33 protein-coding genes are annotated in these 26,612 nt (G+C 42.4%); 6 read left to right on the forward strand and 27 right to left on the reverse strand.

Annotated elements, in window-relative coordinates:
• Positions 1-41: 41 nt before the first annotated feature.
• Positions 42-491 (reverse strand): Hsp20/alpha crystallin family protein, encoded by a 450-nt coding sequence (locus ACGTNI_RS12650; RefSeq protein ID WP_394462923.1) that lies wholly within the window; start codon positions 489-491, stop codon positions 42-44.
• Between the two features lie 204 nt (positions 492-695).
• On the opposite strand from ACGTNI_RS12650, the gene ACGTNI_RS12655 reads away from it, so the two are divergent.
• On the forward strand, positions 696-1,265 hold the full coding sequence (locus ACGTNI_RS12655) for a hypothetical protein (RefSeq protein WP_394462925.1): 570 nt from the start codon (positions 696-698) through the stop codon (positions 1,263-1,265).
• 133 nt (positions 1,266-1,398) lie between these two features.
• Here ACGTNI_RS12655 and ACGTNI_RS12660 read toward each other — a convergent pair whose 3' ends face one another.
• The 7 genes from ACGTNI_RS12660 to ACGTNI_RS12690 all read right to left on the reverse strand — a co-directional run bounded on the left by ACGTNI_RS12660 (position 1,399) and on the right by ACGTNI_RS12690 (position 7,963).
• The gene (locus tag ACGTNI_RS12660; protein WP_394462926.1) at positions 1,399-2,685 is read right to left on the reverse strand and encodes a GntP family permease; all 1,287 of its coding nucleotides are present in this window, start codon (positions 2,683-2,685) and stop codon (positions 1,399-1,401) included.
• Between the two features lie 54 nt (positions 2,686-2,739).
• Positions 2,740-3,918 (reverse strand): acetyl-CoA C-acetyltransferase, encoded by a 1,179-nt coding sequence (locus ACGTNI_RS12665; protein WP_394462928.1) that lies wholly within the window; start codon positions 3,916-3,918, stop codon positions 2,740-2,742.
• 16 nt (positions 3,919-3,934) lie between these two features.
• On the reverse strand, positions 3,935-4,711 hold the full coding sequence (locus ACGTNI_RS12670) for a 3-hydroxybutyrate dehydrogenase (protein WP_394462930.1): 777 nt from the start codon (positions 4,709-4,711) through the stop codon (positions 3,935-3,937).
• A 24-nt stretch (positions 4,712-4,735) separates the two neighbouring features.
• On the reverse strand, positions 4,736-5,410 hold the full coding sequence (locus ACGTNI_RS12675; RefSeq protein ID WP_176223899.1) for a 3-oxoacid CoA-transferase subunit B: 675 nt from the start codon (positions 5,408-5,410) through the stop codon (positions 4,736-4,738).
• 15 nt (positions 5,411-5,425) lie between these two features.
• Positions 5,426-6,121 carry a CoA transferase subunit A gene (locus tag ACGTNI_RS12680; RefSeq protein ID WP_394462932.1) on the reverse strand — a complete coding sequence of 232 codons (696 nt, stop codon included), beginning with the start codon at positions 6,119-6,121 and terminating at the stop codon, positions 5,426-5,428.
• 231 nt (positions 6,122-6,352) lie between these two features.
• The gene (locus ACGTNI_RS12685) at positions 6,353-7,717 is read right to left on the reverse strand and encodes a sigma-54 interaction domain-containing protein (RefSeq protein ID WP_394462934.1); all 1,365 of its coding nucleotides are present in this window, start codon (positions 7,715-7,717) and stop codon (positions 6,353-6,355) included.
• A 57-nt stretch (positions 7,718-7,774) separates the two neighbouring features.
• Entirely contained in the window at positions 7,775-7,963 is a 189-nt protein-coding gene (locus ACGTNI_RS12690) for a hypothetical protein (RefSeq protein WP_394462936.1), read from the reverse strand.
• A gap of 281 nt (positions 7,964-8,244) precedes the next feature.
• Between ACGTNI_RS12690 and ACGTNI_RS12695 the strand changes: the two genes are divergently transcribed.
• Positions 8,245-8,739, forward strand: coding sequence for a L,D-transpeptidase family protein (locus ACGTNI_RS12695; RefSeq protein WP_394462938.1), 495 nt, complete (start codon positions 8,245-8,247; stop codon positions 8,737-8,739).
• Positions 8,740-8,743: 4 nt separating this feature from the next.
• Here ACGTNI_RS12695 and ACGTNI_RS12700 read toward each other — a convergent pair whose 3' ends face one another.
• From ACGTNI_RS12700 to cidR, 4 genes are all read right to left on the reverse strand, one after another.
• Complete coding sequence (locus ACGTNI_RS12700; RefSeq protein ID WP_394462940.1) at positions 8,744-9,220, reverse strand: GyrI-like domain-containing protein; 477 nt, start codon at positions 9,218-9,220, stop codon at positions 8,744-8,746.
• A 117-nt stretch (positions 9,221-9,337) separates the two neighbouring features.
• Positions 9,338-9,712 carry a hypothetical protein gene (locus tag ACGTNI_RS12705; protein ID WP_394462942.1) on the reverse strand — a complete coding sequence of 125 codons (375 nt, stop codon included), beginning with the start codon at positions 9,710-9,712 and terminating at the stop codon, positions 9,338-9,340.
• Complete coding sequence (locus ACGTNI_RS12710; protein WP_394462944.1) at positions 9,712-10,245, reverse strand: acyl-CoA thioesterase; 534 nt, start codon at positions 10,243-10,245, stop codon at positions 9,712-9,714. The genes ACGTNI_RS12705 and ACGTNI_RS12710 overlap by 1 nt, the downstream gene beginning before the upstream one ends.
• 182 nt (positions 10,246-10,427) lie before the next feature.
• Positions 10,428-11,321, reverse strand: a complete 894-nt coding sequence (cidR, locus tag ACGTNI_RS12715; protein ID WP_394462946.1) for a cidABC operon transcriptional activator CidR — start codon at positions 11,319-11,321, stop codon at positions 10,428-10,430.
• A gap of 153 nt (positions 11,322-11,474) precedes the next feature.
• Here cidR and ACGTNI_RS12720 point away from each other — a divergent pair, with 153 nt between their 5' ends.
• Together ACGTNI_RS12720 and fdhD are read left to right on the forward strand one after the other, a co-directional pair.
• Positions 11,475-11,774, forward strand: a complete 300-nt coding sequence (locus ACGTNI_RS12720; RefSeq protein WP_394462948.1) for a DUF3243 domain-containing protein — start codon at positions 11,475-11,477, stop codon at positions 11,772-11,774.
• A 348-nt stretch (positions 11,775-12,122) separates the two neighbouring features.
• A complete protein-coding gene (gene fdhD, locus ACGTNI_RS12725) occupies positions 12,123-12,908 on the forward strand; it encodes a formate dehydrogenase accessory sulfurtransferase FdhD (RefSeq protein WP_394462950.1) in 786 nt (261 codons plus the stop codon).
• A 52-nt stretch (positions 12,909-12,960) separates the two neighbouring features.
• On the opposite strand, the gene ACGTNI_RS12730 is transcribed toward fdhD, so the two are convergent.
• A complete protein-coding gene (locus ACGTNI_RS12730) occupies positions 12,961-13,392 on the reverse strand; it encodes a DoxX family protein (protein ID WP_394462952.1) in 432 nt (143 codons plus the stop codon).
• A gap of 28 nt (positions 13,393-13,420) precedes the next feature.
• Complete coding sequence (locus ACGTNI_RS12735; RefSeq protein ID WP_394462954.1) at positions 13,421-14,206, reverse strand: dioxygenase family protein; 786 nt, start codon at positions 14,204-14,206, stop codon at positions 13,421-13,423.
• Positions 14,207-14,355: 149 nt separating this feature from the next.
• Here ACGTNI_RS12735 and ACGTNI_RS12740 point away from each other — a divergent pair, with 149 nt between their 5' ends.
• Entirely contained in the window at positions 14,356-14,901 is a 546-nt protein-coding gene (locus ACGTNI_RS12740; RefSeq protein ID WP_394462956.1) for a helix-turn-helix domain-containing protein, read from the forward strand.
• A gap of 188 nt (positions 14,902-15,089) precedes the next feature.
• On the opposite strand, the gene ACGTNI_RS12745 is transcribed toward ACGTNI_RS12740, so the two are convergent.
• From ACGTNI_RS12745 to ACGTNI_RS12785, 9 genes are all read right to left on the reverse strand, one after another.
• Entirely contained in the window at positions 15,090-15,710 is a 621-nt protein-coding gene (locus tag ACGTNI_RS12745) for a hypothetical protein (RefSeq protein ID WP_394462958.1), read from the reverse strand.
• A 643-nt stretch (positions 15,711-16,353) separates the two neighbouring features.
• Entirely contained in the window at positions 16,354-17,373 is a 1,020-nt protein-coding gene (locus ACGTNI_RS12750; RefSeq protein WP_394462960.1) for a serine hydrolase domain-containing protein, read from the reverse strand.
• 109 nt (positions 17,374-17,482) lie between these two features.
• Complete coding sequence (locus tag ACGTNI_RS12755) at positions 17,483-18,043, reverse strand: GNAT family N-acetyltransferase (protein ID WP_394462962.1); 561 nt, start codon at positions 18,041-18,043, stop codon at positions 17,483-17,485.
• Between the two features lie 6 nt (positions 18,044-18,049).
• Positions 18,050-18,538 (reverse strand): GNAT family N-acetyltransferase, encoded by a 489-nt coding sequence (locus ACGTNI_RS12760; RefSeq protein ID WP_394462964.1) that lies wholly within the window; start codon positions 18,536-18,538, stop codon positions 18,050-18,052.
• A 143-nt stretch (positions 18,539-18,681) separates the two neighbouring features.
• On the reverse strand, positions 18,682-19,386 hold the full coding sequence (locus ACGTNI_RS12765; protein ID WP_394462966.1) for a nucleotidyltransferase domain-containing protein: 705 nt from the start codon (positions 19,384-19,386) through the stop codon (positions 18,682-18,684).
• Positions 19,387-19,398: 12 nt separating this feature from the next.
• Positions 19,399-19,854: an NUDIX hydrolase gene (locus tag ACGTNI_RS12770; protein ID WP_394463094.1), complete on the reverse strand. Its 456-nt coding sequence runs from the start codon at positions 19,852-19,854 to the stop codon at positions 19,399-19,401.
• Positions 19,855-19,911: 57 nt separating this feature from the next.
• Positions 19,912-20,679: a nucleotidyltransferase domain-containing protein gene (locus tag ACGTNI_RS12775; RefSeq protein ID WP_394462968.1), complete on the reverse strand. Its 768-nt coding sequence runs from the start codon at positions 20,677-20,679 to the stop codon at positions 19,912-19,914.
• 404 nt (positions 20,680-21,083) lie between these two features.
• Positions 21,084-21,629 (reverse strand): P-loop NTPase family protein, encoded by a 546-nt coding sequence (locus tag ACGTNI_RS12780; RefSeq protein WP_394462970.1) that lies wholly within the window; start codon positions 21,627-21,629, stop codon positions 21,084-21,086.
• 18 nt (positions 21,630-21,647) lie between these two features.
• Positions 21,648-21,992, reverse strand: coding sequence for a VOC family protein (locus tag ACGTNI_RS12785; protein WP_394462972.1), 345 nt, complete (start codon positions 21,990-21,992; stop codon positions 21,648-21,650).
• A gap of 274 nt (positions 21,993-22,266) precedes the next feature.
• Here ACGTNI_RS12785 and ACGTNI_RS12790 point away from each other — a divergent pair, with 274 nt between their 5' ends.
• Positions 22,267-23,484 carry an MFS transporter gene (locus ACGTNI_RS12790; protein ID WP_394462974.1) on the forward strand — a complete coding sequence of 406 codons (1,218 nt, stop codon included), beginning with the start codon at positions 22,267-22,269 and terminating at the stop codon, positions 23,482-23,484.
• A gap of 90 nt (positions 23,485-23,574) precedes the next feature.
• Here the strand turns inward: ACGTNI_RS12790 and ACGTNI_RS12795 are convergent, their stop codons facing one another.
• From ACGTNI_RS12795 to ACGTNI_RS12810, 4 genes are all read right to left on the reverse strand, one after another.
• Positions 23,575-24,171, reverse strand: coding sequence for a kinase (locus ACGTNI_RS12795; protein WP_394462976.1), 597 nt, complete (start codon positions 24,169-24,171; stop codon positions 23,575-23,577).
• A gap of 29 nt (positions 24,172-24,200) precedes the next feature.
• Positions 24,201-24,707 (reverse strand): GNAT family N-acetyltransferase, encoded by a 507-nt coding sequence (locus ACGTNI_RS12800; RefSeq protein ID WP_085505325.1) that lies wholly within the window; start codon positions 24,705-24,707, stop codon positions 24,201-24,203.
• Between the two features lie 46 nt (positions 24,708-24,753).
• Positions 24,754-24,921, reverse strand: coding sequence for a hypothetical protein (locus ACGTNI_RS12805; protein WP_394462978.1), 168 nt, complete (start codon positions 24,919-24,921; stop codon positions 24,754-24,756).
• Between the two features lie 426 nt (positions 24,922-25,347).
• On the reverse strand, positions 25,348-26,331 hold the full coding sequence (locus ACGTNI_RS12810) for a ring-cleaving dioxygenase (RefSeq protein ID WP_394462980.1): 984 nt from the start codon (positions 26,329-26,331) through the stop codon (positions 25,348-25,350).
• Positions 26,332-26,612 lie beyond the last annotated feature (281 nt).

The raw sequence follows: 26,612 nt of genomic DNA on the forward strand, positions 1-26,612 counted from the left end.
GAGTGATAACCTCACCGGTTGTGAAAAACTTTTTCTCTTCGTTAAAAGTGCAAATGATCCATCGGATAAATAAACCGCTTCTGTTTTGGTGTAGTTATTGTTAGAATGCCGTCCTGGTAAATAATTTCTGTATCTTTTTCTGAAATAAGGAATGGCAGAGTTATCGAGCGTTCTGCTTTGTGTGCGGACTGCTCTTTATGATAATACTTGTTAGTTTCATCAATTGTTTCGGTGATTTCCCTCTTCTCAGCAGAAATCCATAATTGATTCCCTGATATTTCTACTCTCACTTGGTCTTTATCAAATTCCGGGAGCTCCGCTTTTACAATCACTTCTGTTTTAGTTTCTTGAATGTTTACTGGGAATGTTGCTGTATGGAAGAAAGGCTTCAGCTGCTTCATCGTTCTATCGAAAAAGGTATCAACGGAGCGGAGGAAATCGTAAAATCTTTCATCGAACAAATTTGGCAGGTTGTTTTTCTTTGAGCCCATCGGTCACCCCCCCTTATTCTTTACTCACTAACAAGTTATGTTATATGGGCGGAATTGTACCAGCTAACCAGGTAAATTGGGCGCAAGCAAAACCCGAAGTGAAAATACTGATTATTTCCAATTTTACTATTATAACCAATTGTATTTACCATTCAATTATTTTCCTATAAAATGACAATGCTAGAGACGGAAGGGGAGATAAGGATGTTGAAAAGATTATTTCTAATCACGGGATTGCTCATCGCCCTTGTTGCAGCTGGTTGTTCTCAATCAGGCGCTGATGAGGAAAATGAATCTAACGGTCAGGAAACAAAAGAAAATGAAAGCGCTGATAATAATGGTGAAGCAGATGAAAAAGCAGTGAAGTCCGCTTTACTTAAGACTCAAATGAACCTTGCTGAGGAACTTCGCCCGCTTCACTCGAAGATTGCTGGCTACGAAGCTATGAAAGCAGATGAAGAAAATCAGCCAGAGGAAGAAGAATTGCAGGCAGCTGGTGAGGAAGCGCAAGCTGTAGCAGGAGAAGCTGTGAGCGCGGTAGAAAGCTTTGAAGTCAGTGAGGAATTGCCTGATAACATGAAAGAGGATTACAACAGTGCGCTTGATTCACTGAAAGTATATTATGAGGAAGCACAAAGTTCATTAGAAGAAGCACCCGCAGAAGCGGACTTATCAGGAGCACAAGAAAACTTTGACCAATTCCAGGAAAAACTGGACAGTATTTATGAAGAGGCAGGATTGCTGCCAGTAAATATGAGTTCGGAATTAAGCTAAACGAGTTAAGCAGGAGGAGAGAGCCCTTCTGCTTTTTTGTTAACCTTGCCAATTACCATTACCGCTCAATGATTGTATAAAAAAAGAAAACCAGACCGGGCGCAAAACCGCATGGGCTGGTTCTTCTTTCTTTTTATAAAATTCCAATCGACGCCAGCAAGATAACAAATGCAACAGAGATTATTGGAATAAGGACGGCTACGACGAAAATGTCTTTGTAACTGTCTTTATGGGTCATACCGGTGATAGCGAATAACGTCAATACTGCGCCATTATGTGGCAGCGCGTCAAGGCCGCCGGATGACAGGGATGCGATCCGGTGAAAGGCTTCCGGACTGATGCCCGTGTTTTGTGCTATTTCGTAATACTTGGAACCAAGTGCTTCCAACGCGATTCCCATCCCCCCAGATGCGGAACCGGTAGCACCGGCTAAAATATTTACGGCGATCGCTTCTGAAATGAGCGGATGTCCTTTGACTCCCATCAGTAATTCTGTCAGACGTTCGAACCCCGGCACCTCACGAACAACGGTACCAAAACCGACCGCCGCACTCGTATTGATGATAGCGATGACGGAGCCGTTTGCCCCTTTGTTCATCGATGAAATGAAGCGTTTGAATTTACCCGGGTTCAATACCATAATCAACAGGATACCAGCGATCAAGGCTGCGACAACATCCCATCCAAATACATTCAATGTAATAAGTACAGTTAATAGTGGAAGTACAGAAAGAAGGAAGTTCGGATCGTCCTCTTCTTCCACTTCCATCATATTTTTATCATTTGGCTCGGTGAAGACTTCCCCTTTGTTGGTCAGTTTCTTTTCCTGCCACCTTAAATAAAAATATCCTCCTACCGCCATGATGATAGCAGCGATAATCCCCATCGCAGGCGCTGCCATAGCGTCTGTCTGGAAATACTGCATCGGAATCAGGTTCTGAATCTGCGGTGTTCCCGGAATGGCTGTCATCGTAAAGGTAAACGCCCCTAACGCGACGGTTGCCGGGATAAGTTTTCTAGAGATGTTCGCCTCACGAAAAAGTGATAAAGCAAGTGGATAAACCGCGAAAACGACGACGAACAAGCTGACGCCTCCGTAAGTCAAGACTGCTGCGGAAGCGAGTACTCCAAGAATGGCACGTTTTGTTCCAATCAATTTTGTCAATGCGACAGCGACCGACCGGGCCATGCCGGTGTCTTCCATCAATTTCCCAAAAATAGCCCCAAGCATGAAGACCGGGAACCATGCTTTAGCAAAATCAACGAACCCGCCCATATACGTATCCTTATAGGCGTCTAACAGATCGAGACCGCCCGTGACCGCTACGACTCCCGCAGCGATCGGGGCCACCCAGATGATGGACCAGCCAAGATAGGCCAGTGCCATCAACACGATGAGACCTAATAATATTCCAAGCATGTTGATTCCTCCACTAGTTGAATAGTTTCTCCCAAACCTCTTTTATTTCTATCGTTATACGATTTCTACAAGCATGGCGATGCCCTGGCCTCCCCCGATGCACAAGGACGCAATGCCGTATTTTTCGTTTCTGCGTTTCAGTTCTTTAATGACGGTATACAAGACACGAGTGCCGCTTGCACCAATTGGATGGCCAAGTGAAATGGCACCACCATTGACGTTTACTTTGTTACGATCCAGCCCAAGTTCTTTTTCTACAGCCAGGTACTGAGCGGCGAACGCTTCATTGACCTCGATCAAACCGATGTCATCCAGTGACAGGTCCGTTTGCTCCAATGCTTTTTTGATGGCTGGTACTGGGCCGATGCCCATGTATGCTGGATCGACCCCGGCTACACCCCATGATACGATTTTCGCAAGCGGGCTCAGGTTCTTTTCTTCTACAAAACTTGCACCAGCGAGTACGACTGCTCCAGCCCCATCATTGATACCGCTTGCATTTCCGCCAGTGACGGTGCCGTCTTTTTTGAAGGCAGGCTTTAGCTTTGCCAGCCCTTCAGGCGTCGTGTCCTCACGAATATGTTCATCAGTGTCGACAACTGTAGTTCCTTTACGGGATTTTACTTCAACTGGTACAATCTCTTCCTCAAATTTACCGTTATTGCGTGCTTCCGCTGCGCGTTTGTGGCTTTCTGCTGCATAGGCGTCCTGCTCTTCCCTTGAAATCTCGTATTTCTTTGAAAGATTCTCAGCTGTAACCCCCATGCCTTTTCCAATATATTCGTCCGTCAACGCAGCCCACAGCATGTCATCGACTTTCGGTGTACCAAGCTTGGTACCGAAACGGCTTCCGCGCATGGCATAAGGGGATTGGCTCATGTTTTCCACCCCGCCAGTCAGGGCAACTTTCCCTTCCCCGAGCTTGATGGACTGGGCTGCTGATACGACAGATTGCAGTCCCGACCCACACAGTCTATTAACTGTAAGTGCCGGGCTTTCCATCGGCACAGCGGATTTCAATGCAATATGCCTTACCATATATGGGGCGTTATTCGCGGAATGGATGACATTTCCCATCACGGTCAAATCAATATCCTCAGGCGTTATGCCACTCCGCTTGATCGCTTCTTTGCTGACGGTTACCCCAAGATCGGTCGGATCAACGTCTTTCAATGAGCCCCCGAAGCTTCCGAATGCTGTCCGTGCACCTTCTAAAATATATACGTTTTCCATATTGGCTTTCCTCCTTTTATTGAGCGGTATATCCGCCGTCGATGACAACTGCCTGCCCGGTTACCCCTTTTGCCTGTTCACTGGCCAGGAACAAGGTGTAGTCCGCAATCTCCTGCACTTGGAGCAGGCGTTTTTGCGGTACTAATGGATAGATAACTTCTTCTAAGACTTTTTCTAGCGATACGTTACGATTTGCTGCCAGGTCTTCCAGCTGGTTACGGACAAGCGGGGTATCAACATAGCCTGGGCAAACGGCGTTCACGGTGATACCGTGTTCCGCGCCTTCCAATGCGGTAACTTTTGTCAGACCGATGACGCCATGCTTGGAGCTGTTATACGCAGATTTACCTGCAAAACCGACCAATCCGTTGATGGAAGCCATATTGATAATACGGCCAAAGCCTTGTTTTTTCATGATTGGGAAGACATGCTTGGTAGCCATAAACGGTGCCACCAGCATAACTTTTGTAATGAACTCAAATTTTTCCGTTGGAAAATCCTCAATGGATGCTACGTGCTGAAGACCAGCATTATTAATCAACACATCAAGACGTCCATATTTTTCTACCGTCTGGTCGATTGCCTGCTGTAACTCTTCCTCTTTCGTTACATCACATTTAACGCCGATGCACTCATATCCTTCATTACTAAGCTTCTTCACAGCTGCCTGTAATTTTTCTTCGTTAATATCACTAAAAGCTACTTTAGCGCCGTTTTTGGCAAACTCTACTCCGATTTCATGACCAATCCCGCTGGCCGCTCCTGTAATGAAAACTACTTTGTTATCTACCATTAACTTCATCCCCCTGCTAAAAAATTAAAATGTTGCCGATAATAGATTTTCGCTGACCTTCAACTCTGCGCCAGTTGAATCAATTACTTCATCTACTGTCCATCCTTCTGCGACTTCCACTAAAAGAAGCCCTTCATCCGTCACATCAATCACGGCACGGTCCGTGATGATACGGTCAACCACACCTTCACCTGTAAGCGGCAATGTACATTCCTTAAGAATTTTCGGCTCCCCATGTTTATTGACATGATCCATGATGATGACGATCTTCTTCGCACCATGTACAATATCCATGGCACCGCCCATGCCTTTAATCATTTTTCCGGGAATCATCCAGTTTGCCAGGTTACCAGTTTCTGAGACTTCCATTCCGCCAAGGATGGCAAGGTCCAGATGCTCCCCGCGAATCATCGCGAAAGATTCTGCACTGCTGCAGTAAGATGCTCCAGGTGCCGCAGTTACCGTTTCTTTACCTGCGTTAATTAAGTCTGGATCAACTTCCTCTTCGTATGGGGAGCGACCGATACCGACCAATCCATTTTCAGACTGCAGCACAATCTCTTTATCTTCCTGGATGTAGTTGGCTACCATTGTCGGCATCCCGATACCAAGATTGACGTAGAAACCGTTTTCAATTTCGCGCTCTGCTCGTTTTGCAATTTTTTCTCTTACTAGTGCTTTATCCATGTTCACTGCCATCATGTATCCCTCCTATTATGCTTCTTTTCTCAAAGTCAGACGTTCGATGCGCTTCTCCTGTTTGCCTTCGATTAATCCCTGTACGTAAATACCAGGTGTATGGATGTTATCTGGATCCAATGAGCCGACATCTACCAGCTCTTCCACTTCTGCAATTGTCGTCGCACCGGCTGCTGCAATCTCCGGATTGAAGTTGCGAGCCGTCTTATTATAAACAAGGTTTCCAAGGCGATCGCCTTTGGCAGCACGGATAAGACTGAAATCCGCTTTCAAACCTGTCACCATCAGATAGTCTTTTCCATCAAAATTCCGCACTTCTTTCCCTTCCGCAATTGGTGTACCTACGCCTGCTGGTGTATAGAAAGCTGGGATTCCGGCACCGCCGGCACGGATACGTTCTGCCAGCGTCCCCTGTGGCGTCAGCTCCACTTCCAGTTCTCCTGCCAGCACCTGACGTTCGAATTCTTTATTTTCACCAACATAAGAGCCGATCATTTTATCAATCTGTTTATTTTCAAGGAGCAATCCAAGCCCCCAGTCATCCACACCACAGTTATTGGAAATCACCGTCAAATGCTTCACCTTTGATTCTACTAATGCCAAAATCAGGTTCTCCGGGATGCCTACCAGACCAAATCCTCCAACCATGATTGTCGAGTAATCTTTGATATCTTTTACTGCTTCTTCAAATGATGTATAAATAGTTTTCATCATGCTACACTCCCTTCACCTTTTAATAATGCAAGAAGCGTGCCAACTTTTATTATGAGTAGAAATTCAATAATGAAGGGGGATTCACTTGAAAGCGCTAACAATTGAATTACGGATTTTTGGAAAGTTAACTGTAATCCTATCATCATAATGATGAAAACCCTTTCTCGCACAACAAAAAAGAAACCATTCCAGAATCGCGGAATGGTTTTTCCGAATTTTCGGAATGGCTTATAGGTTATACTTTTTCGCTTTGTCATACAGGCTTGATTTTCCGATGCCAAGCATTACCGCCGCTTTCCCTTTGTCTCCATGAACTTTTTTTAATGTCCGTTCAATCGCCTGGCGTTCTGCCGTTTCCATAATCGCCTTCAAGCTTCGATCCTCATCCACTAACAGTGCGTCCGGCTTAATGTGATCCGGCAGATCATCCAATTCAACCATTTCATTGCTCGTCAGGTGGACAGCTGCCTCGATGACATTTTCCAGCTCGCGGACATTTCCCGGCCAGTGATACTCAAGGAAGCAGTCATACACGTGCGGTTCAAAATCGACGACCCGCTTTCCGATCCGCTCGGTCACCTTTTCCAGTAAATATTTTGCCAGTACCCGGAGGTCCTCCGGTCGTTTCCGAAGCGGTGGAATATCAATCTGGACAACATTAATTCGGTAAAATAAATCTTCCCGGAACTTCTGCTGTGCTATTAACTCCTCGAGTGGCTGGTTAGTCGCAGCAATAATCCGTACATCAACTTTCTGCGGATTAACCGAGCCGATTGCTTCGACTTCTCCTTCCTGCAGGACGCGAAGAATTTTCACCTGGGCCTGGAGAGGCATATCCCCAATTTCATCGAGGAAAAGTGTTCCGCCGTCTGCCATCTGGAACTTTCCTGGCTTGCCGCCTTTCTTGGCACCAGTAAAAGCACCTTCCTGGTAGCCGAACAGCTCTGACTCGAGAAGGTCAGCTGGAATTGCAGCACAGTTGACCTTGATGAATGGCTTTGTGTTACGTTCACTCAAGTGATGGATACTGTGCGCAAACAATTCCTTTCCTGTCCCGCTCTCCCCACGCAGCAGCACAGACACATCCCCTGGAGCCACTTTTTTAATTTTATCTTTTAATATGTGCATCTCCGAAGAATTGCTGATGATATCATGAAGAGAATAAGAAACTCCGTTCAGTTTTTTCATTTGATTACGGTACGTTTCCAGCTCCAGGAACAAATCTTTGATATGACTGTTCAGCTTCAGCCATTCCTCCGTATCACGGAATAACACCATACCGAGTGCACCGACCACTTCTCCATCTGCACGGAGCGGAATCCGATGAGCGATCATATAATTACCGCGGATATACTGCAGGTCCGCAAGTTCTTCTTTTCCTGTTTCCGCAACGATGTGCATCCTGGTATTCTCAATCACATCGGTTACATGCTTCCCGCGGACACCCTCTTTATCTACTTCGAGAAAATCACAATAACTATCATTCATATAAGAAACAAAACCATTGCGGTCCACGACGACAATACTATGATTGACATTACCGAAAATCGTCTCTAATATTCCATCCCTGTAATCTTTTAATATATCAAGCATTCATCCACGCTCCTGATGTAAAATCTCTTTGCTGTCTATTTTACCATGAGAGCGATTTCAATCCATCTCCCAATATTTACGAGCTGCTTTATCTGCAGTCACTTTATAGATGTTTTTCAGTGTGGTATGTATGTTATTCAACGTGACCAGTACAAACCCGAGCATAATGAACGTTACAATTTCTCCTGTGAAAAATGCAACGATTCCTAATAAAATCATATAAACGGTATTCCATACATTGTTCATAACGCTTCGTCCCCCTTGATACTCGCTGGCATGACACGTCATTGATTTGTCTCCTATCCAGCTGCTATTTCTCTCTTTTTTTAAAATTTGTCTCTCTTATTCTCGAAAGTGTCTAATATAATTTTAATATTGTCTCTCTTACTTCCTCTTTTTCCTCTCATAGGATATAGATTGTCTCGTATAATAATAAATTGTCTCATAAACCTGCATTTCAAGTTACATACTCACCAACCACAGTGATACACATAATATAGAAGAAAGTATCACGGAGGTGGCAACCTATGATCCATACTGTCAAACCAGGCGAAACACTGACACAGATTTCCCGTGATTACCGGAAGCCATTGGCTCAAATCATTCAGGCTAATCCCACCATCACCCCTGACCTCATCTATCCTGGCCAAGCGATTAATATCCCCGGCTTACCTAACCCGGCCTCCATTCCTTATAGCATTGATATTTCCCTCAATAACCGAACGCTTCGCTTACTAAGGAATGGTGTTTTGCAAAAGCAATATCCAATTGCGGTAGGCAGGATACTTCATGGTACTCCCATAGGAAATTATGTAGTCATCAATAAAGCCCCAAATCCGGGAGGACCATACGGCACTATGTGGATGAGTCTTTCAAAACAACATTATGGCATCCATGGCACCAACGATCCAAGCTCCATTGGAAAAGCAGTCTCTCGTGGCTGTATCCGAATGTATAACAAGGATGTCGAAGAACTGGCTCGCACGATCCCTATCGGAACAGGCGTATACATCCATCCCTAACCTGTCATCTTTTTACCACAGGTATTAAGATATCAAAATGAGGATCGCTTAAATCACGATCAGCTGGATAGCGTTCATGCTTAACAGGAAGCTCGTCGTAATATTTACGTTCATCCTTATAAGGTATATAGCTGATTTCTTTGAACCACCTATAAATTTGCGTGTATGTTTCTCCAATGTCCCTACCCCGTTCATGATAGACATGTAAATAAGTAAGTTCAGGTATAATTATTTCAATCATACCTTTAGGAATTTGCTGACTTTTATTGACTTCATAGACAGAATAATGGGTGAATCCATCAGGTCTGAGATGATAGGACAATCCCAGTTGAAGGTTGCGATCAACAGCTTCCTCGAGCTCTTTAGCCCTGTCTTTCATATGGTAAATGGTTTCTTTCAATGTACTGACTTCAGCATAAGCCCCTTCCCATTTCAAGCCAACTCCACGATATCCAGGAAGTGTTACAATGTTATATTCCATAATTGCATCCTCCTCTGTTCTTTAATAACATTAGACATTTCCCGCTGGTTCCCTTCCAATTTCTACAAAAAAGAATAAAAAATCCAGCAGATCGCATTCTGCTGGATTTTTCACTCTTTATTTTATAATAGTAGAACCTTGAAGCAGCTCGGGCTTGGCACCAAGTGTCAGTAAAAACAACTTGGAATCGCTGATACTTTTATACTTCCTCATGATTTCTATTAACTCTTCTATATAAGGGTTTTCTTTCAGTTTGTTCACCTCTTGCTGGTAAAGATGAAGAATAGACCCTCTCAAATACTTCGGCTCATATTCAGGTAGGTCTTCATCTCTTAACAAGGATCCCATATATCCATACTTCAACTGCATCTGTCTTGTAAGGCTGACTACATGAACCAGCTGTTCGCATAACTCCGGGTACTCCTCTTTCAATACCTCTAAATCTTCCTTCGCCTCATACAAATCATTCAATCCAGCCAGCATGTATGCCATTATACTTCCACCCCTTTTTCCCATGGTTTCTCTAAGCCGATCATCCGTGTCAGTTCTTTACTGTGTTCTTTACGTTTTCTCCGTCGTTCCGCACGTTCTTTTCCGGATTCATATAAAAACTTTTCCTCTTCCGATTCGGGAACAATCTCTGGCACTTTGATCGGTTTTTTGTTCTCATCCAATGCTACAAAGGTGAGAAAAGCAGTCGCTGCCATCTTCCGTTCCCCGGTAATCATATCTTCGGCAATGACTTTGCAGAATATTTCCATCGACTTGTTGCCAGTGTAGGAAACATAAGATTCCACACACACCGAATCTGTCTGGTGTATCGGATGCAGGAAGTCGATTGAATCCGTCGAAGCGGTCACACATTCTTTTGCCCGTGCATGCCGACGTGCCGATAACGTAGCGTTATTATCCAATTTTTTCATCAATACACCGCCAAACAGTGTATTGTAATTATTTAAATCGTTGATCATCACTTGATCGGTATTCACAACCAGGCTCTCTTTTGGACTCTTTGTTTCGGTCATACTTCATAACCCTTTCTGTGATGTGGTATTTCTCAAACGTTTGATAATCCAAGTCTAAGCCTGTGTCTCCTATAAGTGAAATGGATATTTATCATGAATTGGATAGATAAAATCTATGCAAATGCTTTCATCCATGCGCTAAAGCAATAGTTAATGTCACAATAACCCTAAAAAAACACCTCTTATTCAGAGGTGTCTTCCATCAGGCGCTCTTGAGTGAACTTGAGCCATTCTTTTGTGGCAAAAGATAAATAATGATTTTTTCTCCAAATAATAGCCAGATCCCACTCAATTACAGGTTTTACAACTTTAATAATACGGACGTCTTCTTTCAACAGCTTTGACACACTGTAGGGCAAAATAGAGATACCTAAATCCGCTGTAATCATTTTTCCGATGAAATCCCATTGCGAACTTTCTGAGACCACCTGAGGGAGAAATCCTGCTTCCTTACAAGCCGATCTGATACGTTCATTCAGCGCAAAATCCTTATTGAAGAGAATAAATGATTCATCACTCAATTCTTCCAGTTTAATTTGCTTCCTGGAAGCGAGTTTATGTGATGGCGGCACGACCACCCGCAACTCTTCCTTCATAAAAGAAAAATGGTGGAACTCTTCTTCCTCGGTCGGCAGTACTGCAATTCCCACATCAAGATTATCGTTAATGATATCTTCCTCAATTTTTCTTGTTCCGTTCTCTATTAACTGAAAAGTGATATTAGGATAAAGCTGGTGAAACTCTCCCAGGATACGGATAAATTGATCGGCATCCATGATTGGCGGCAGTCCGATTCTAATGTGTCCCTTCTGTAAACCAATCAAATCATCCAGTTCTGTCTGCAGGTTGTCAAACGCTTTATCAATGGTTTGAGCCTGATCCAGTATTACTCGTCCTGCATCGGTTAGCACCAGCTGTTTTCTGGAGCGATCGAACAGTTCAACGCCAAGTTCCTCTTCCAGGTTTTTTATCATTTTACTGATTGTCGGCTGTGTAACAAATAAATGATCAGCAGCTCGTGTAAAACTGCTGAACCGTGATACTTCTATAAAATACTTCAAATGTCGGATATCCATGGTTTCACCTTTATTCTTTTCAATAGTTATAGTCTTACTTTAAGATAATTATTTTCTTATGTAAATCTGCTGCTCCTTTCGAATAATGCAAATGTTTCAACTTTGCTGGAAAGTGGTATTGTCTACCATTACATGGAAAAGGAGCTTGATATAGTGAAAGATCCTCGTGACGCAGCAGCTAATATGAGTGAAGATAAAAAAGACGACATCATGCAGAATTTCCAGAACTTCAAGGATTATTTAGGTGACCAGGTTAATAAAGGTGAAAAACTTGGACTTGGCGAAGAGGGACTTACGAAAGGCGCCAAGCGTGTGGGTGATTACCTTGCTAAAAACGAAGATCCAAGAAACCGCGAAGAAAAATTGCTTAATGAACTTTGGAAGTTTGCCGACGAAGACGAACGGAAGCATATGGCACATGTCCTAGTAAAACTAGCTGACTCTACTAACTAATTTAATGATGGAATAAGAGGGCCGGGGCCGCATAACTCCGGCCCTTTCATTCGTACCAGGCTTTTCTTTGGTATTGATTCCGGTCCCTGTGCTCTTTCTGATAATCCTTCCACTCCTTCTTGAAAGAACACTCATTCGTGTTCCTCCTCGCTTGTATACATATCCACGTATTCAGCAGGAATTCCTTACACATCGAAAATTCAACGGATTAACCTAAACCCTGCATCTAGACCAGCCTTACTATAAATTTTACATACAGTGATTCTTATTGCTTGTATTTTATTTAGATGAGTCGGTATATTTTAATAACGAGATTTTTATAAGCGGTTCCAAAGTGAGGTGATTAAGATGAGAGATCAAAAAATCGTCCGGAGAACAATAACAAGATTTGATCAGGGAGAATTTTCACAATTGGAAGATGATATTGTCACTGAGTTTCCACTGACAATTTATATAAATGAAGAAGAATTTGCAACGATGGTCTGTACGCCAGCCCACCTGGAAGAAATGGTAATCGGATTTCTGGCTTCTGAAGGTGTCATCCGTTTCCGACGTGAAATCAAAAATTTTCAAATTGATGAAGAGCAAGGCTTTGCTTACATTGACATTGAAGGCAAAATCAATACCCAGCGTGATTTTTCCAAACGGTTTATCGGTTCCTGCTGCGGAAAAAGCAGACAATTTTATTTTCAAAATGATGTCCAGACCACCAAAACCTCCACCTCAAAAACAACGATAACTGCTGACCAATGCATTAAACTAATGGATATGATGCAGGCAACCAGTCATGTCTTCAAAGGTACCGGAGGTGTTCATAATGCGGCAATCTGTACTGGAGATGAAATGATTGTTGGACGTGCGGATATTGGCAGACACAATGCACTGGATAAACTATATGGGCATTGTCTGTTGAATCAAATTTCCGTGCGGGATAAGGTGCTTGTTTTCAGCGGGAGGATTTCTTCGGAGGTCCTGACGAAGGCGGCGAAGATTGGGGTTGGAATCGTATTATCTAAATCAGCGCCAACTGATTTAGCGATTGATTTAGCATATGACTTGAATATCACGGCTGTCGGATTCATTCGTGGCGGCTCCTTCAACGTATATTCACACCCTGAACGTATTACCGTGTAGAATTTAACAAAGCCTGGCATCAATTAAATGAGTGCCAGGCTTTGTTTTGTTTTTAAGCAGAACGGTATGTTTCACTATCTCCCTCATTGGAGTTGAATATTACCTGATCCAGCGCAAAGCTTTTGCTTCCATTAATCAGGAAGTAAAGTGACATGGCGAGCAACACTAAATCAAGCTCATAGCCTGCTCCTTGGCCATTTCCCATGAATCCTGCTGCAAGCTTCACTTTCAAAATTGCGCCTGCCATTAAGACCACAAACAGGCCTGAAATGACTCTTGTTCCTAATCCCAACAATACTGCCAGCCCGCCAGCTAATTCAAGCAAGGCTACCGCATACGCGAGAAATCCAGGTAATCCGATACTATCGAACCAGCCAGCCGTATTACCTATTCCATCTTGGAACTTAACAAGACCATGGATAAAGAAGGTAAGCCCTAATACAACACGTAATATCACTTGACTCCATGCATATTTATTATTCATCATTATTTTCCCCCAATGTAATTTTTTATCATTTCCCAAACTGCCAGACGCTGTGACTTAGGTTTCCATATCGGTAGCTTCTATGAGTTAATTTAGCGCTTCTTTCCTCATCGGCCGCTCCCATCGCATAAAAAATCGGAATAAAATGCTCATTTCCATAAGGAGGGACTGCTAAATCAACGGCAGGAGCCTCTTTTTTATAATTATATAAGGATTCAAGATTCCACTTGGTCATTTGCTCTTCCAGCCAGTCATCAAACTCCACTGCCCAGGCATCTGTCTGTCCGTTGTCCTGATGCAGCTTTACAACTCCAAGATTATGGACAGTGCCTCCACTTCCTATAATCAATACATCCTCTTTTCTTAAGGGAGCCAGAGCCTTCCCAATTTCATATTGCTGCTGTGGGGTCAAATGGGGATTGACCGACATAGAAACCACCGGCACATCTGCTGCTGGATAAATCATACGCAGAACCACCCAGGCCCCATGATCCAATCCTCTTGTTTTATCAACCTCATAAGGTATCTCCTGCTGTGCAAAAGCTTCCTTTATTTTTTTTACTACATCTGGAGATCCTTTGGCAGGATATTCAATTTGATATAAAGCTTCCGAAAACCCTCCAAAATCATAAATAGTACGGTATTCTTCTACATCGCCTACCTGCTGAACCCCTGATTCCCAATGAGCTGAGAAAAGTACAATCGCTTTCGGCCTCGGCAATGCTTCCCCTAATCCTTTCAAATAACTTGTGTACTGATTATCTTCAAGGGCAAGTAACGGTGCCCCATGCGCTACAAAATAAGACGGCATCATATCGTTACTTCACCTCCCCTTCACTGTTTTGTTTCCTAATATGAATATTAGTTACATATATATTAACAACGAGCCCTCTGGAATGTCAACTGTTTTTTTGTTAATATAGATATATGTTTCATAAAAGAAAACAACCGGAGTGAATGAACATGGATATAGGATCCACTATTCGAACAATCAGGCAAAGAAAAAAGATTACGATCGCCAAAATGAGTGAGGGAACTGGACTGTCGAAAGGATTTATCAGCAATATGGAAAATAACAATACATCCCCTTCGATTTCTACATTGCAGACAGTGGCTAATTTCTTAGAAATACCGCTTCCCTACCTGTTATTAGAAAAAAATCAGCGTATGAACGTAGTTAGAAAAGATGAGCGCCGAGTGACGACTCATAATAAAGATCAATTGAAGGTCGAGCATTTAACCTCTAAAGGCGGACTTAAAATGAAACGGGTGGAAATTCCTCCTGGAGCCTCTACAGCAGAAGGCCATGCCCACAATGGAGAAGAGGTCCACCTCGTATTAAGTGGGAAGATTTATGCACAACAGGGAGAGGATTGTTACACCCTGGGAGAAGGAGACTCTTTCAGTTGGAATGCTTCCGTCCCTCACTATGTGAAGAATAACGAGGATGAAACGGCGGTCGTACTGATCGCCCAGTATACGGACACGGAGCTCGAAGACATGCTATAATGCTTGGCGAACTTGTGTTGGGTTGCCCCGCCAAAGTTTTATTTTTCACTCATTCTCTTTCCAATTAAAAAAACTTGGATTGTCGCAAAGTACTTATGGCGAAAGCCTTAGTCTTTTCTTATACATTAACCCTTTAATAAAGTTTTATGTTTTTTTAAAGTAAATAAAAGAGGCAGCACCTCGCTGCCTCATTCTTCTAAATCTGTTTTCTCTTCTATTTTCATTTTAAGCAAAAGAACGAGATGATCCTTATCAATCATTTCTTCGATCGATGCTTCACTGGAAAAGTCCTGGACTTTAATAGAATCCTTTGTGGAAGCTTGCCTGTATCCTCCAAGCGTCACCGTTTCACCTAGTTCCAGCTCCAATTTTTCATCCCCTAGCCCATACCCCCACGCACTTGCTAAGTTTTCATTGAAACCTTCTTCCATTCTTTTGGCTGATTGCGTTACCCCAGGGGCATATAAGAAAATTGAGGGCTGCTTTAGCTCAGGGCTTATTATCGCAAGTCCAAGATTACCCTCATCCACTTCATTCGGGCTCATTCCGTAGGACAATTGCGTGACTGGGTCAGGATCCTTTTCTCCATCTTGGTACCTTTCTACCCACACATTTACCCATCGTTTATCTGTATTGGGTAAATAGAATTCAAAACTCCATAACATACCCATACTCAACTCTTCAAATGTCGCCGCATATTTAGAATCCTCTGCCTTAGAGATCGTTGCCTGTTTGCTCGTAGTCTGTTCACAGCTGGAACTAATGACGGCAATAACCATGATAAAAATAATTGTATAAACTTTGCGCAAAGAACCTCTCCTTTATCTATTGGCTCTGGTAAAAATCAGGAGCGATTTTACAATTATAGCTCCCTTTAATGGAAGACTCAGTTTCGATAGTTGTTGTTTCCGTTACGGTAGTAACGGTTAGGAGGGCCGGGAAATCACTCGCTTTCCATGGGGGTACGGTGAGCTTCCTCGTGCTAAAGCCCTGCGGGATCTCACCATGTACTATTCTCCCATCGGAGTCTCGCAATTTCCCGTACCTCCTTCCGTGTATGAGAGAAACGGAAACATTAATATACAGTCCTTCAACAAAAGGAGAATTACTTATAAATTCAGGATTTAACCCTCAACCTCAAGCCATATTATTCGGTGATCGCGGAAGACTTCTTCAGCTATGCGGGGGGCGTTTCTCCATCCTTCGGATGGGATGGATGGGAAACTGCGAGAATCCCGTGGGAGAAGGATCTAGGCGAGATCCCACAGGGCAACAGCCCGAGGAAGCTCGCCAGTTCCCCCACAGGAAAGCGAGTAGTTTCCCAGCCAGCCCTGACTCTTTTATGGTAACGAACCCTTACAATTTTGAAACTGAGTCTTCCACAATTCGGCCCTATTGTTGAATAATCCTTTTTTTGAAATATCAACAACAACGTATAGCAGAACCTATCTATTAGAAATGGTCTTCTATCGTTTTCATAATATCGTATGGGCCTGTTTCCTCGTTGGAAGTAATAGCCATTTTTATATCCAAAGCTGGATAAACAGCAGAATGAAAGCTTACTCCAGGATCGTACCCCATCACATGATATTTAAAAATATCCTCCTTCTTCATATTAATCCATAATCCATATCCATAATGAACATCGTCCTTTACACATACTTGGGGAGTCAGCAGCATTTGAGTGATTTCTCTATTCACCAATTGATAGCTGAAAAGTGCTTCCCAGAGTTTAATCATATCGGGAGCTGTGCTGAAGGCACCTCCATCAGCCCCACCGATAGCAGGGATGGAATAAATGTTTGTCCGCCATGTTTCTCCTTTTTCATCATCTATGTATCCTAATGCAGTATTAGAAGGAAGGTGATCCATGGGAAAATAGCCGGAATCTTTCATGCCACATTGCTGAAAGACTTCCGTTTCTATAAAGTCAGTAAATTTTTTACCTGTCTGTTCCTCAATCACTAATCCCAATAAAATAAAGCCAGCATTGTTATAGTGAAATTTTTCTCCAGGGTTGAATTTCATTTGGTTATTCTTAAATAAAGGAAGAAAATCACGTGAGGACCTCATGGTGTACACGGGTCGTTCTTGCCATAAAGCTTCAAAGTCATCCATAAGCTCTTCATCGTAATAATCTGGAATTCCTGATGTATGTGACAATAGATGATGAATGGTTATGTTTCTATCAAAATGCGGAAAATCTATATCCAGGCAGTCATGCAATTTGGATTGAAAAGACAGGAGTCCTTTCTCGACTAATTGGCAAATACCAATTGCGGTAAACAGCTTGCAGCCAGAGGCTATGCCAAATCGTGTGTGAATAGTATTAGGAAGCTTTTCGGATCGGTTCGCATAGCCATAAGCCGCTTCTCCCACTATTTCATTCTCTTTCTTCATGTAGATGACACCTGAAAAGTCATTTTTACTACCTGCTTCTTCCATCAGCCTGTCCCAATCACTTCTTCCCATCCTAACTCCCCCTATAATAGGTTCAACTGATCCTGGATTGATGTCTTTTATGTTTGTCATACACAGGATTATAAACAAAGGTACCAGCTATCAACCTGATAGAACCCTCCTAGCTTCTAAAAAGAGACTCCCATTCTATTCTCAGAATCCCCATCTTAATCGCATCATAATGAGTTCCATCAACCATACGTGCCTGCCTGATTCTTGCTTCCTCTTTCATACCAGCCTTTTCGGCAACTTTTATCATCCTGCTGTTCCCGGACCATGTAGACATACCAAGCCGGTGAATGTCCGTAGCCTGAAACAAATAACTGATCCAGCGTTTGTATGCTTCGGTTCCATAACCGCCATTCCAGTAACGTTTGTCATAAATGACGATACCAGTCTCCAGCCAGTCGGTATGTTTATCAATCCAATAGGAGCCGACCGTTCCAATCAATTTGTTACCGGCTAAAATGACAAGTGTGTTAGGCACTTGGCCTGTGATGAAGTAGTTCATTTCCCAGCTTTCTCTATACTCATCCATCGTCATTTCCAGTTCTGGTATATAGGGACCGTTCCACTTTTTAGCTGCTTGTTCTTTCTCCTCGAATTTCCAATAATACAACTCGTCGATGTGTCTGGTTGTTGCTTCAGTCAATGTAATCTTGTCTCCAACTAGTTCTATCATGATAAGTTATTTACTCCTCATTTGGTTATCCACCGTTTTTTTATAAAAGACTATGGTTGTATACTGATTCAACCTTTCGATGATTCCTGTCTTTTGGTAGCCTGCTTTTTCATAAAAGTAACAATTCCGTTCTTCTTCCAATATGGTCGCCAACTCCCAGCTATCCGCATCCGGATATAAATGCTCGACTGCATGAAGAGCCTGTTGAGCAATACCTTTTCCTTGATAAGCTGGCAAAATGAACATCGGGCTGATCCAATACTCTTCTTCTTTCCAGAACACATATATAGCACCTATCAGTACGTTTTCATATAAAACTTTATGGAAATCGCCATCTGGGTTGTTTATTCTGGACACCACTCGTTCGAGGGGCTCATTTGCAGGATTGGTATCATAATCCTTATATTTTTCTAATAACGGGGTAAAGGCCTCAACCTGGATTTCATAAATAGCAGAAGCATCATCCAAGGTTGCTGTTTCTATACGAACGTCCATCTTTCTCCTTCTTTCTAAAAGCAGTATAAATTTCTATGAAAGAAAAGTTCTATCCAATTATTTCAAATTCAGAAGATTAACACAATATTTTTTGTCAATAAAAAAAACGCCTACCAGCAGTTAGGCGTGTAATTATAAAATGATCATTTATGTTTCCCTATAGTGAATCCTTCGAATAAACGTCCTCCGAATGGCGCTAAAATGCTGTCGACTATGCATAGGATATCCACTTTCACACCAGTTGTATAAAACTTGTCGAAAGCCTGGATGAATTCTCCGGCGAAAGTTTCATCGTAATTTTTCAGGGCCCTTACTGTCCATTTCGAATTACCGATCCACTGGTTGTTCGTGCGTAAAACGAATTCACTCGCCAATGACGCCAACTCATTAGCAATGAACAATGCTTCCCCCCGGTCTGAAGCACCGATGAAATCCTCGAGTGTATCCGTAAGAAAGTAGCGCTTCGTTGTGATGGTTTCCTCACTCCAAGTTTCTGGCCCCTTATCCAACAAAGCATTTGCTTCTTGTTTGATACCATGGATGATTTCATTATCCTTAAGAATGATACCTTCTGAAACCATTCGCGGCATGGAAGGCCTTGCCCGCTCGCAATCACTCTTAAAAAAATCTTTATAGGATATCATGTTATGTACAAAAACTTCAACCGGCCAGCCAAATTCAAGGAAGGACTGGCGATAAGAAGCGGATATTTTCTGATCAAAAATGACAATATCTAAATCAGATGTTTCGGTAGCTTCACCACGGACGACACTCCCGGCTAATAAAGCACCCTGACAATCAGGGTAATGAGCCTTAATAAATTGGTAAGCTGCATCATCAGGCTTCATCTATTTCTCCTTTCAGCTGTCTCGTAATATAGTCCGTTCTATGATTTTGCGCGCCCGATCATCCATATTTTTGGGCAAAGCTGTTGTAGAAAAATACTGTAGATCCAAGCTCTCCCCATCATCCATCGTTAGTTTCCCATATGGTTCGACCGCCTGGTATACACCGATCACATTATAGACTTCATCGCCATTCGGATATTGGAAATAATATTCCTCACCAGACAATACAGACAGGAATCGTAACGATTCGGCTTTTAAGCCGGTCTCTTCAAACAACTCCCGTTCGGCGGCTTCTTGTAAACTCTCACCGGGTTCCATATTGCCTCCCGGGAGCCCCCATTCTTTCGTATCGGAACGATGCTGAAGAAGCAGTTCTTCCGCATCATTGAAAACGAGAATGGTAGACCCCGGTAGTATCAATGGGCGGGTCCCAATTAATTTTCTAATATCCTTCGTATAGTCTGAGATAGGAACAACTCCTTTTCTATCTTTTGGCCTGAGAGTAGAAACGTTTAAGGCGTTCTTTCACTCGTGAAAAGCATCAACCATTCGATTCAGAAAGTCAACTGTTTGTTTTTCTTCCTTTATGATTGTTTCAATCTCGCTTCGTTCTTTATTCAATAAACAAGCAATTTTCTTCGCGGCAGTACGATGCGAAGAAGGAGTCATATATTCATAGATATCTTTAATCTCCTGGTATGTTTTAGCAGGTAAAGACTTTGGTAAAGCCTTCAGCCCCAACATTGCCCTGCCCGGTACATATCTATGTAAGACCACATAGGAAAGGTGTCTCATCACCTGCCTCAACATTTCAACGGCCCACGTATCATTCCCCCGCTCGGAGGCTTTTTTATATTGAAAGAGAAACCAGGCCACATCAAGGACATGGTCATGGAATTCTTCTTTTGGTAAAGACAGATGCTGATCTGCTTCAAAATACTTCATAGTATTCTCCGGGTCATATAATACAGTGAAATAATCTTTGTTCTGAAAACTTTCTTCTGTCACCGTAAACAAATCGATATGCAGCCAGTCGTCGTAAACAGCTATTATCTGTGGCGCAATAATAAAAATATCATCATAAAAAATGATTTCCCTATAGGAAGTAAGGTGGTCCAAACGCCGGGAAAGAAACGACTTTTCCTCTTCTTCCTTAACCATACAGTATAAATCGATATCAGAATGTTCATCATGCTCTTGCCGGCCCATCGAACCTTTCAGAAAAACACTCTGAACAGCAGAATCCCTCTTTAAGCTGTCAACAATCATTTGCACTGCTCTTTCCTGCCTCACATGCTTCCCCCCCCCCTTTTTCTGAAATAAAAGATTACGTCATTGTACCTTTAATTTTCTTCATTTTCAATATGAAATATTGTTCTGGAAAAAGAGACCGGGTTTAAAGCTCTTCCATTTGCTTTTTCATTTTAATAGGTTATACTTATTTTATACAAAGATTGAACATATGTTAGAAAAGGGGAGTGAATAGATGTATAAACTTGTTAGAAATACTGCACAACAAAACGAGACATTAAAAAATCCACTTGATCATACAGATAAGGTTTTTGAAGATTACCAGGATGCAAAGCTCTTAGCGGCAAAGTTGAACACCTATATCAAATACAATTTACATTGGAAAGTAAAGAGTTATTTCGAACATTGATTGTTCCCAAACTAAAAACGATGCTGGGATAGCACCGTCAAGATAACTGTTTATTGGGTTGGTTTTGTTCAATTTTTAAATCCTGGAGGTAAGATCTTATCTCTTGTTTACTTTTTAATACAATCACCTCTTTACCTGAAGCTTGCCAGTGCTCAAGCCGTATATACATCTTTCTTTTGCGATCTTTATAGGTAGTAACTATGTATCTCACAAATTTCCACTCCATTTTTTCTTTGCAGCCTGCTCCAATATCAGGCCTTGTCTTTCCAAGGTTCGTCACCCATCTCTTCAGTGCCCGATAAAGACAGATATAACGCGGAAGCTCTAAATAAATAATAGTATCCGCACGATCTTCTCGCACACCAAATGTCTTACTATAATTCCCTTCTATTATCCATGTATGCCGTTCAGAAATTCTCCTCTGTGCTTCCTCAAATTCTTCGAATGGTGCTTCGATCCAATTAGGCTTCCAGTAAAACGCATCTAAATGATAGACATCTATCTGCAAAATTTCCCCGAGTTCGCTTGCAAAGGTGGACTTTCCCACACCTGCTGAAACACCAATTACCATTAATCGCTTCATTTTCCTTCGTCCCTTCAACTATTTCCAGAAACAGACTTGCAGCCTATTATTGTCCAAGTCATAAAAATCAAAATAACGATTTGTCCCATCGGCTTCAATCTCACTTACCTTTACATCACTTTTTAATAATTTTTCATAGGTCTGGTTAATATCTTTCGTGAAAAATATCGGATAAGTCGTTTTCTTTCCTTGACCTGGATGTCCTTCTTCAATCGTTAATGGCACTTCGCTCTCCCCAATGGCAAAAACTCGATAACCCTCGCCCTTAAATACTAAGTCTAATCCCAATACTTTTTGATACCAGGCACTGGATTGGTCTAGATTGGTGACACTCAAACATATCGTATCTAATCGCTCAAACATAATCCTTTTCCCCCTTTTCATTTTTTATTCCATAACCATACTTCTCTTCCAGTCATACCGTCTCCTTCTTTAAACAAAATTTTTATCAATGAAAAGCATACTATTCACATTGAACTTATCGTACAATTAAAGTTACAAATAATAGGAGGTCATTTACTATGCAAAAAACACTTAATGAAACATCTCATCATTTAACAGGAGGGAAAGCAAACTAGTAAAGAATAGCTGCTTTACCTCCTGCAAGCCTATATCAAATTAGCCTCAGGAGGAGCCTATGAAGAAAAATACATTAGCAGCTCACAATATTAAATTTCTATTTTTAGCTAAAATTTTCGGGAGCATTCGGTTTATCGCTCCGGTATTGACCTTGTTCTATTTTGCGCGTGGGTTAGATGAAGCTCAAATCCTTCTTGTGATGACTTTTTTCAGTATCGGAGTTCTAGTTGGGGAAATTCCTACAGGCATCTTCGCTGATCGCTTTGGAGCAAAAACTTCTTTTTTAGCCGGATCTTTACTGGGAATCGCCAGTCATGCGTTATTGCTTTTTGCTTACGATCCTTGGATATTTTTTATCAGCAGCGCCTTAACCGGACTGGCCGCTACGTTCTTCAGCGGTGCTGATGAGGCATTGATTTATGAATCCCTCGTATTATCCAATGAACAGCACCTGATGGATAAAGCGATGGGGCGGATCGGATCTGCCACTTTCCTAATCTCCATCCTTGTCGTTATCATTGGGGCCTTTTTAGCAAAAGATTTGACGAATGAACAATTCCAACGCTTAATACTACTCGGGGTCGGGTTCATGTCGGTGGAATTTGCTTTACTTTTATTCATTAAAAACCCGCCTCAGCAAGGAAACTATAACGACCATGTATACTCCCAGTTATCGGAAGGTTTCCAGGCCATAAAGAAAAACCCGGAAGTGCTTTGGATGTTCATGAATGTTTCCCTTGTATTCATCCCGGCAGCAGCCATCTTTGAACAATTCGATCAGAAACTGTTGGTGGATGCTGGTCTGCCGGTATATTTAATCGGTATTGTCTATGCGGTCAGTTCTTTAGGTGGCTTTGTCGCTTCTAATATGATCGGCTGGATGACGGCGAGAATCAATCGGGTAAGCCTTTTGTTCTTAACAGGAATGCTCGCAGTAGCAGGACTGACGGCAGCAGCTTTGTTTCACACTTTTTTATGGGTAGTCCTCGGAGTGTTACTAGTCCTTAAAATTGTTAATGCCATCAGATATCCTGTCTATTCCCAGCTTTCCAATGACATCATCCCATCGAAGGTAAGAGCGACGACCATATCACTATTATCGATTCTGGATTCCGGTTTCGACATCATTATTTTTTTATCGGTAACTGGAATGGCATTATCAGGCTTTACTCCAATGCTCCTGGCTTGTGCAGCAATCGCCTTGCTTGGGGTTATGATCCCCGTCTTACCACGAAAGGATAGTTTACAAAACGCCCGGGTAAAAAAACTGTCATAAAGATAAAAAGAGCGTTTGGGTTGATCCAAACGCTCTTTTATTTGGAAAGTTATAATCTTTTTGTGAAAAATACTGATCAAAACTATTATCCTAATTGCTTTCTACCACCATATCGGCACTCTTTATCGGCTGTTCGCTGTCCAGGTAATATTCTTCAGCCTTCCAATAGCGATTGATAAACTTCGAAATATTTGCTCTTATTTCCTCTTTCTCCCGGAGGAACCGTTTCTCGCGCGGACAATCCAGATACACGATATAATCAAAAAAATGTTTCCACTCTTTGCGTTGAAGGAATATCCCTTCTATTATCAAGAGACAATTTTCCGGAAGAGTGATGGTGTGGAATTGGTGTGTATCTGATCCCTTATCATAATAAGGCAAGGCCACCTCAGAAGCATACTTGAGTTTATCAAATAATTTCACGCGCAAACCCTCTACATCCCACTGAAGATGATAATATTCATACCATTCTTCCTGACCCGTATCATACCGGTTCTCTCGTGTTACGATATGGTCATCGATATGGAAGGTACGAAAAGGGATATTCTCTGTTTCAAGCCTTTTCTCTAATTCCTCCGTAAAGGTAGTTTTTCCAGAACGGCTTAACCCGTCAATTCCTATTATAAAACGCCGCCCTTTCACCTTATCGATTAAAAAATCTTTCAGCTCATTGACTTCTGAATGCACTGCCCTTCACCTGCTTCACACTTACTTTTCTAATTTTTCGCGTAAACATATACTTCCTGGCCGGCCAGAACCATCCGCTTTTCAAGCTGCATGCCGATTTTCTGGGCAACCTGCCGAGAAGCCATATTACCAGGCTGAATGATGGCAATGAACCGCTTGATCCCCAACTGATAGTGGCCGTAATCAAGGAAAGCCTTGGCTGCTTCCGTAGCATAACCTTTGCCCCAATATTCCCGGGCAATCCAGTAACCGATTTCAATTTCCTGCTGACCATCGAGTTCGCGTGGAACTAATCCGGCATGTCCGACAGGTACATTATCTTCCGTTCGGACGAGCATCTTGAACCCCATATCCTCCCCGTGTTCATATGTACGGTAGATCCATTGTAAAAACTCTTTCGCCTCATCTTTATTCTTTGGTGTGCCCTCACCAATATATCGGACCATCTGAGGGTCAGCCAGCATATCTGCCAAAAAATCCATATCATCCTGTTGATAAGAACGGACATCCAATCTTCTTTCTGTATAAATTTGCATTTAAAAAACACCTCTGCTCTCTAATTTCTAGTTGTGGTTGTTTAAATTAATTATCTAAATCGTCCTGGAGAAACCCCTTTTTGCTGGCCCTCCTTGTTTCCTCTTCTTTCTCCAGCCGCTCACCAATTCGGGAACTATTAATTCCATCACGTACAGCAGCTTTAATGACCAAATAAAAAATAAATATAGAAACTATGTACAGCAAAATCCCCATACAAATCCCCCGTTGTTTACCTCTATGTTAGTTGTTTTCCTTTTTTTCATGCAACTAAAGCGTGCTGGTGGCTCCTGCTTCGGCAGGGTATAAAAAAGCTTCACCTCCATTTCTATTGTGTTGAACAAGATGACGTGCTATCAGCCAATTTTATGTGGGTACTCGATGCGGATGGACACAATCTCTCCGCAATTCTCACAGAATGTGTAAATCTTATTGGATCCCATACTCATTGGTTTCCCTAAAGGCCTTACATGTGTGTAATCTGTACCTTCCACAAGTTTAGTTCCGCTGCATTTCGGGCACTTGCTCTTGCTCAACTACACCATCTCCCTATTATTTTTTTAATAGCTTACTATTAAATTCGCTTTTTTCCGCTTAATTCCTGCAAAAAGACGCCTTCTTATTTCTAGAAGGCGTCTTCAGTCACTCATATTCTTTTTCAATAGCTTTGGTGCTTCTCACTGTATCGATTGGTCGTACTCTAGCCTCAATTGCTTCCCGTTTCGGTTCCAGGAATGGCGGCAGGGATAATTTCTCCCCTAGTGTTTCGTAAGGTTCGTCCCCCATGAATCCAGGTCCGTCCGTCGCAAATTCAAACAGAATTTGGGGAGCGACATTACTATACAACGATTCGAAAAAGTGACGGTTCACATAACCGGAAGTCCTGAAATTAAAGCTTTCCATCCGCTGCTGCCATTCATCCAATACCGAGCGATCTTCGACCCGGAAGGCAGCGTGATGGACTGTTCCGTATCCTTGGCGCGCCGGTGGCAGTACAGGGTTATATTCGACAACCACTTGTCCCCCATTGCCGCCTTCTCCCACTTCGAATAAATGAAAAGCGCCGTCCTGATCAATCTCTTTAAATAGGAGCACTTGTTCCATCACTTTTTTGAAGTAATCGATATTGTCAACACGGACAAACAGCGGTCCAAGGCCCGTAATGGCGTATTCTAATGGAATTGGCCCATCCTGCCATGGTGTACCGGGATGAACGCCACGATCATTTTCATCCGAAACCAATTGGTATTGCTGATCATCAAAGTCCACAAATGGAAGCACCTTCTTGCCGAACTGTTCCTTGACCCCTTCATGCTTCACTTCCAAACGATCAAACCGCTTAACCCAGTAATCTAATGCTGTGTCATCTGGTACGCGGAAAGATGTTTTGGAAATCTCATTCGTCCCATGGGTGCCTTTCGGGATGCCAGGAAAATCGAAAAACGTCATATCGGTTCCAGGGCTTCCTTTATCATCCGCAAAAAACAAATGATAGGTACGGATATCGTCCTGGTTAACTGTCTTTTTCACCAGCCGCATGCCCAGGACATAAGTGAAAAAATCATAATTCTTTTCAGCACTGCTGGTAATTGCGGTTACGTGATGGATACCTTTCAAGTGATTCATCTTGTTACCTCCTTGAAAACTTATCTATTTACGTTCAATAATTATTTCGATTTCAAGATAAATATAATACGTAGAATATTTCCTGTCAAACAATAGTGTTTGCCCTGTTCACCTTAATTATTGTGACTTTGTGAGCCCTTTAAGCCACTTCTAGTTAAAGAACAAAAGCGCAAGCGCCTTGCTCACCCCCGACAAGCTTAAGACAAGCCTCGGAGTGACGTTTTTTGTACTTTTATACCAATTAAGTTTAAAAAGGTTTAAAGTATAAGTAAAACTAAGGC

Origin of the sequence: Thalassobacillus sp. B23F22_16, assembly GCF_043496955.1 — a bacterium.
Taxonomy (GTDB): domain Bacteria; phylum Bacillota; class Bacilli; order Bacillales; family Halobacillaceae; genus Thalassobacillus; species Thalassobacillus devorans_A.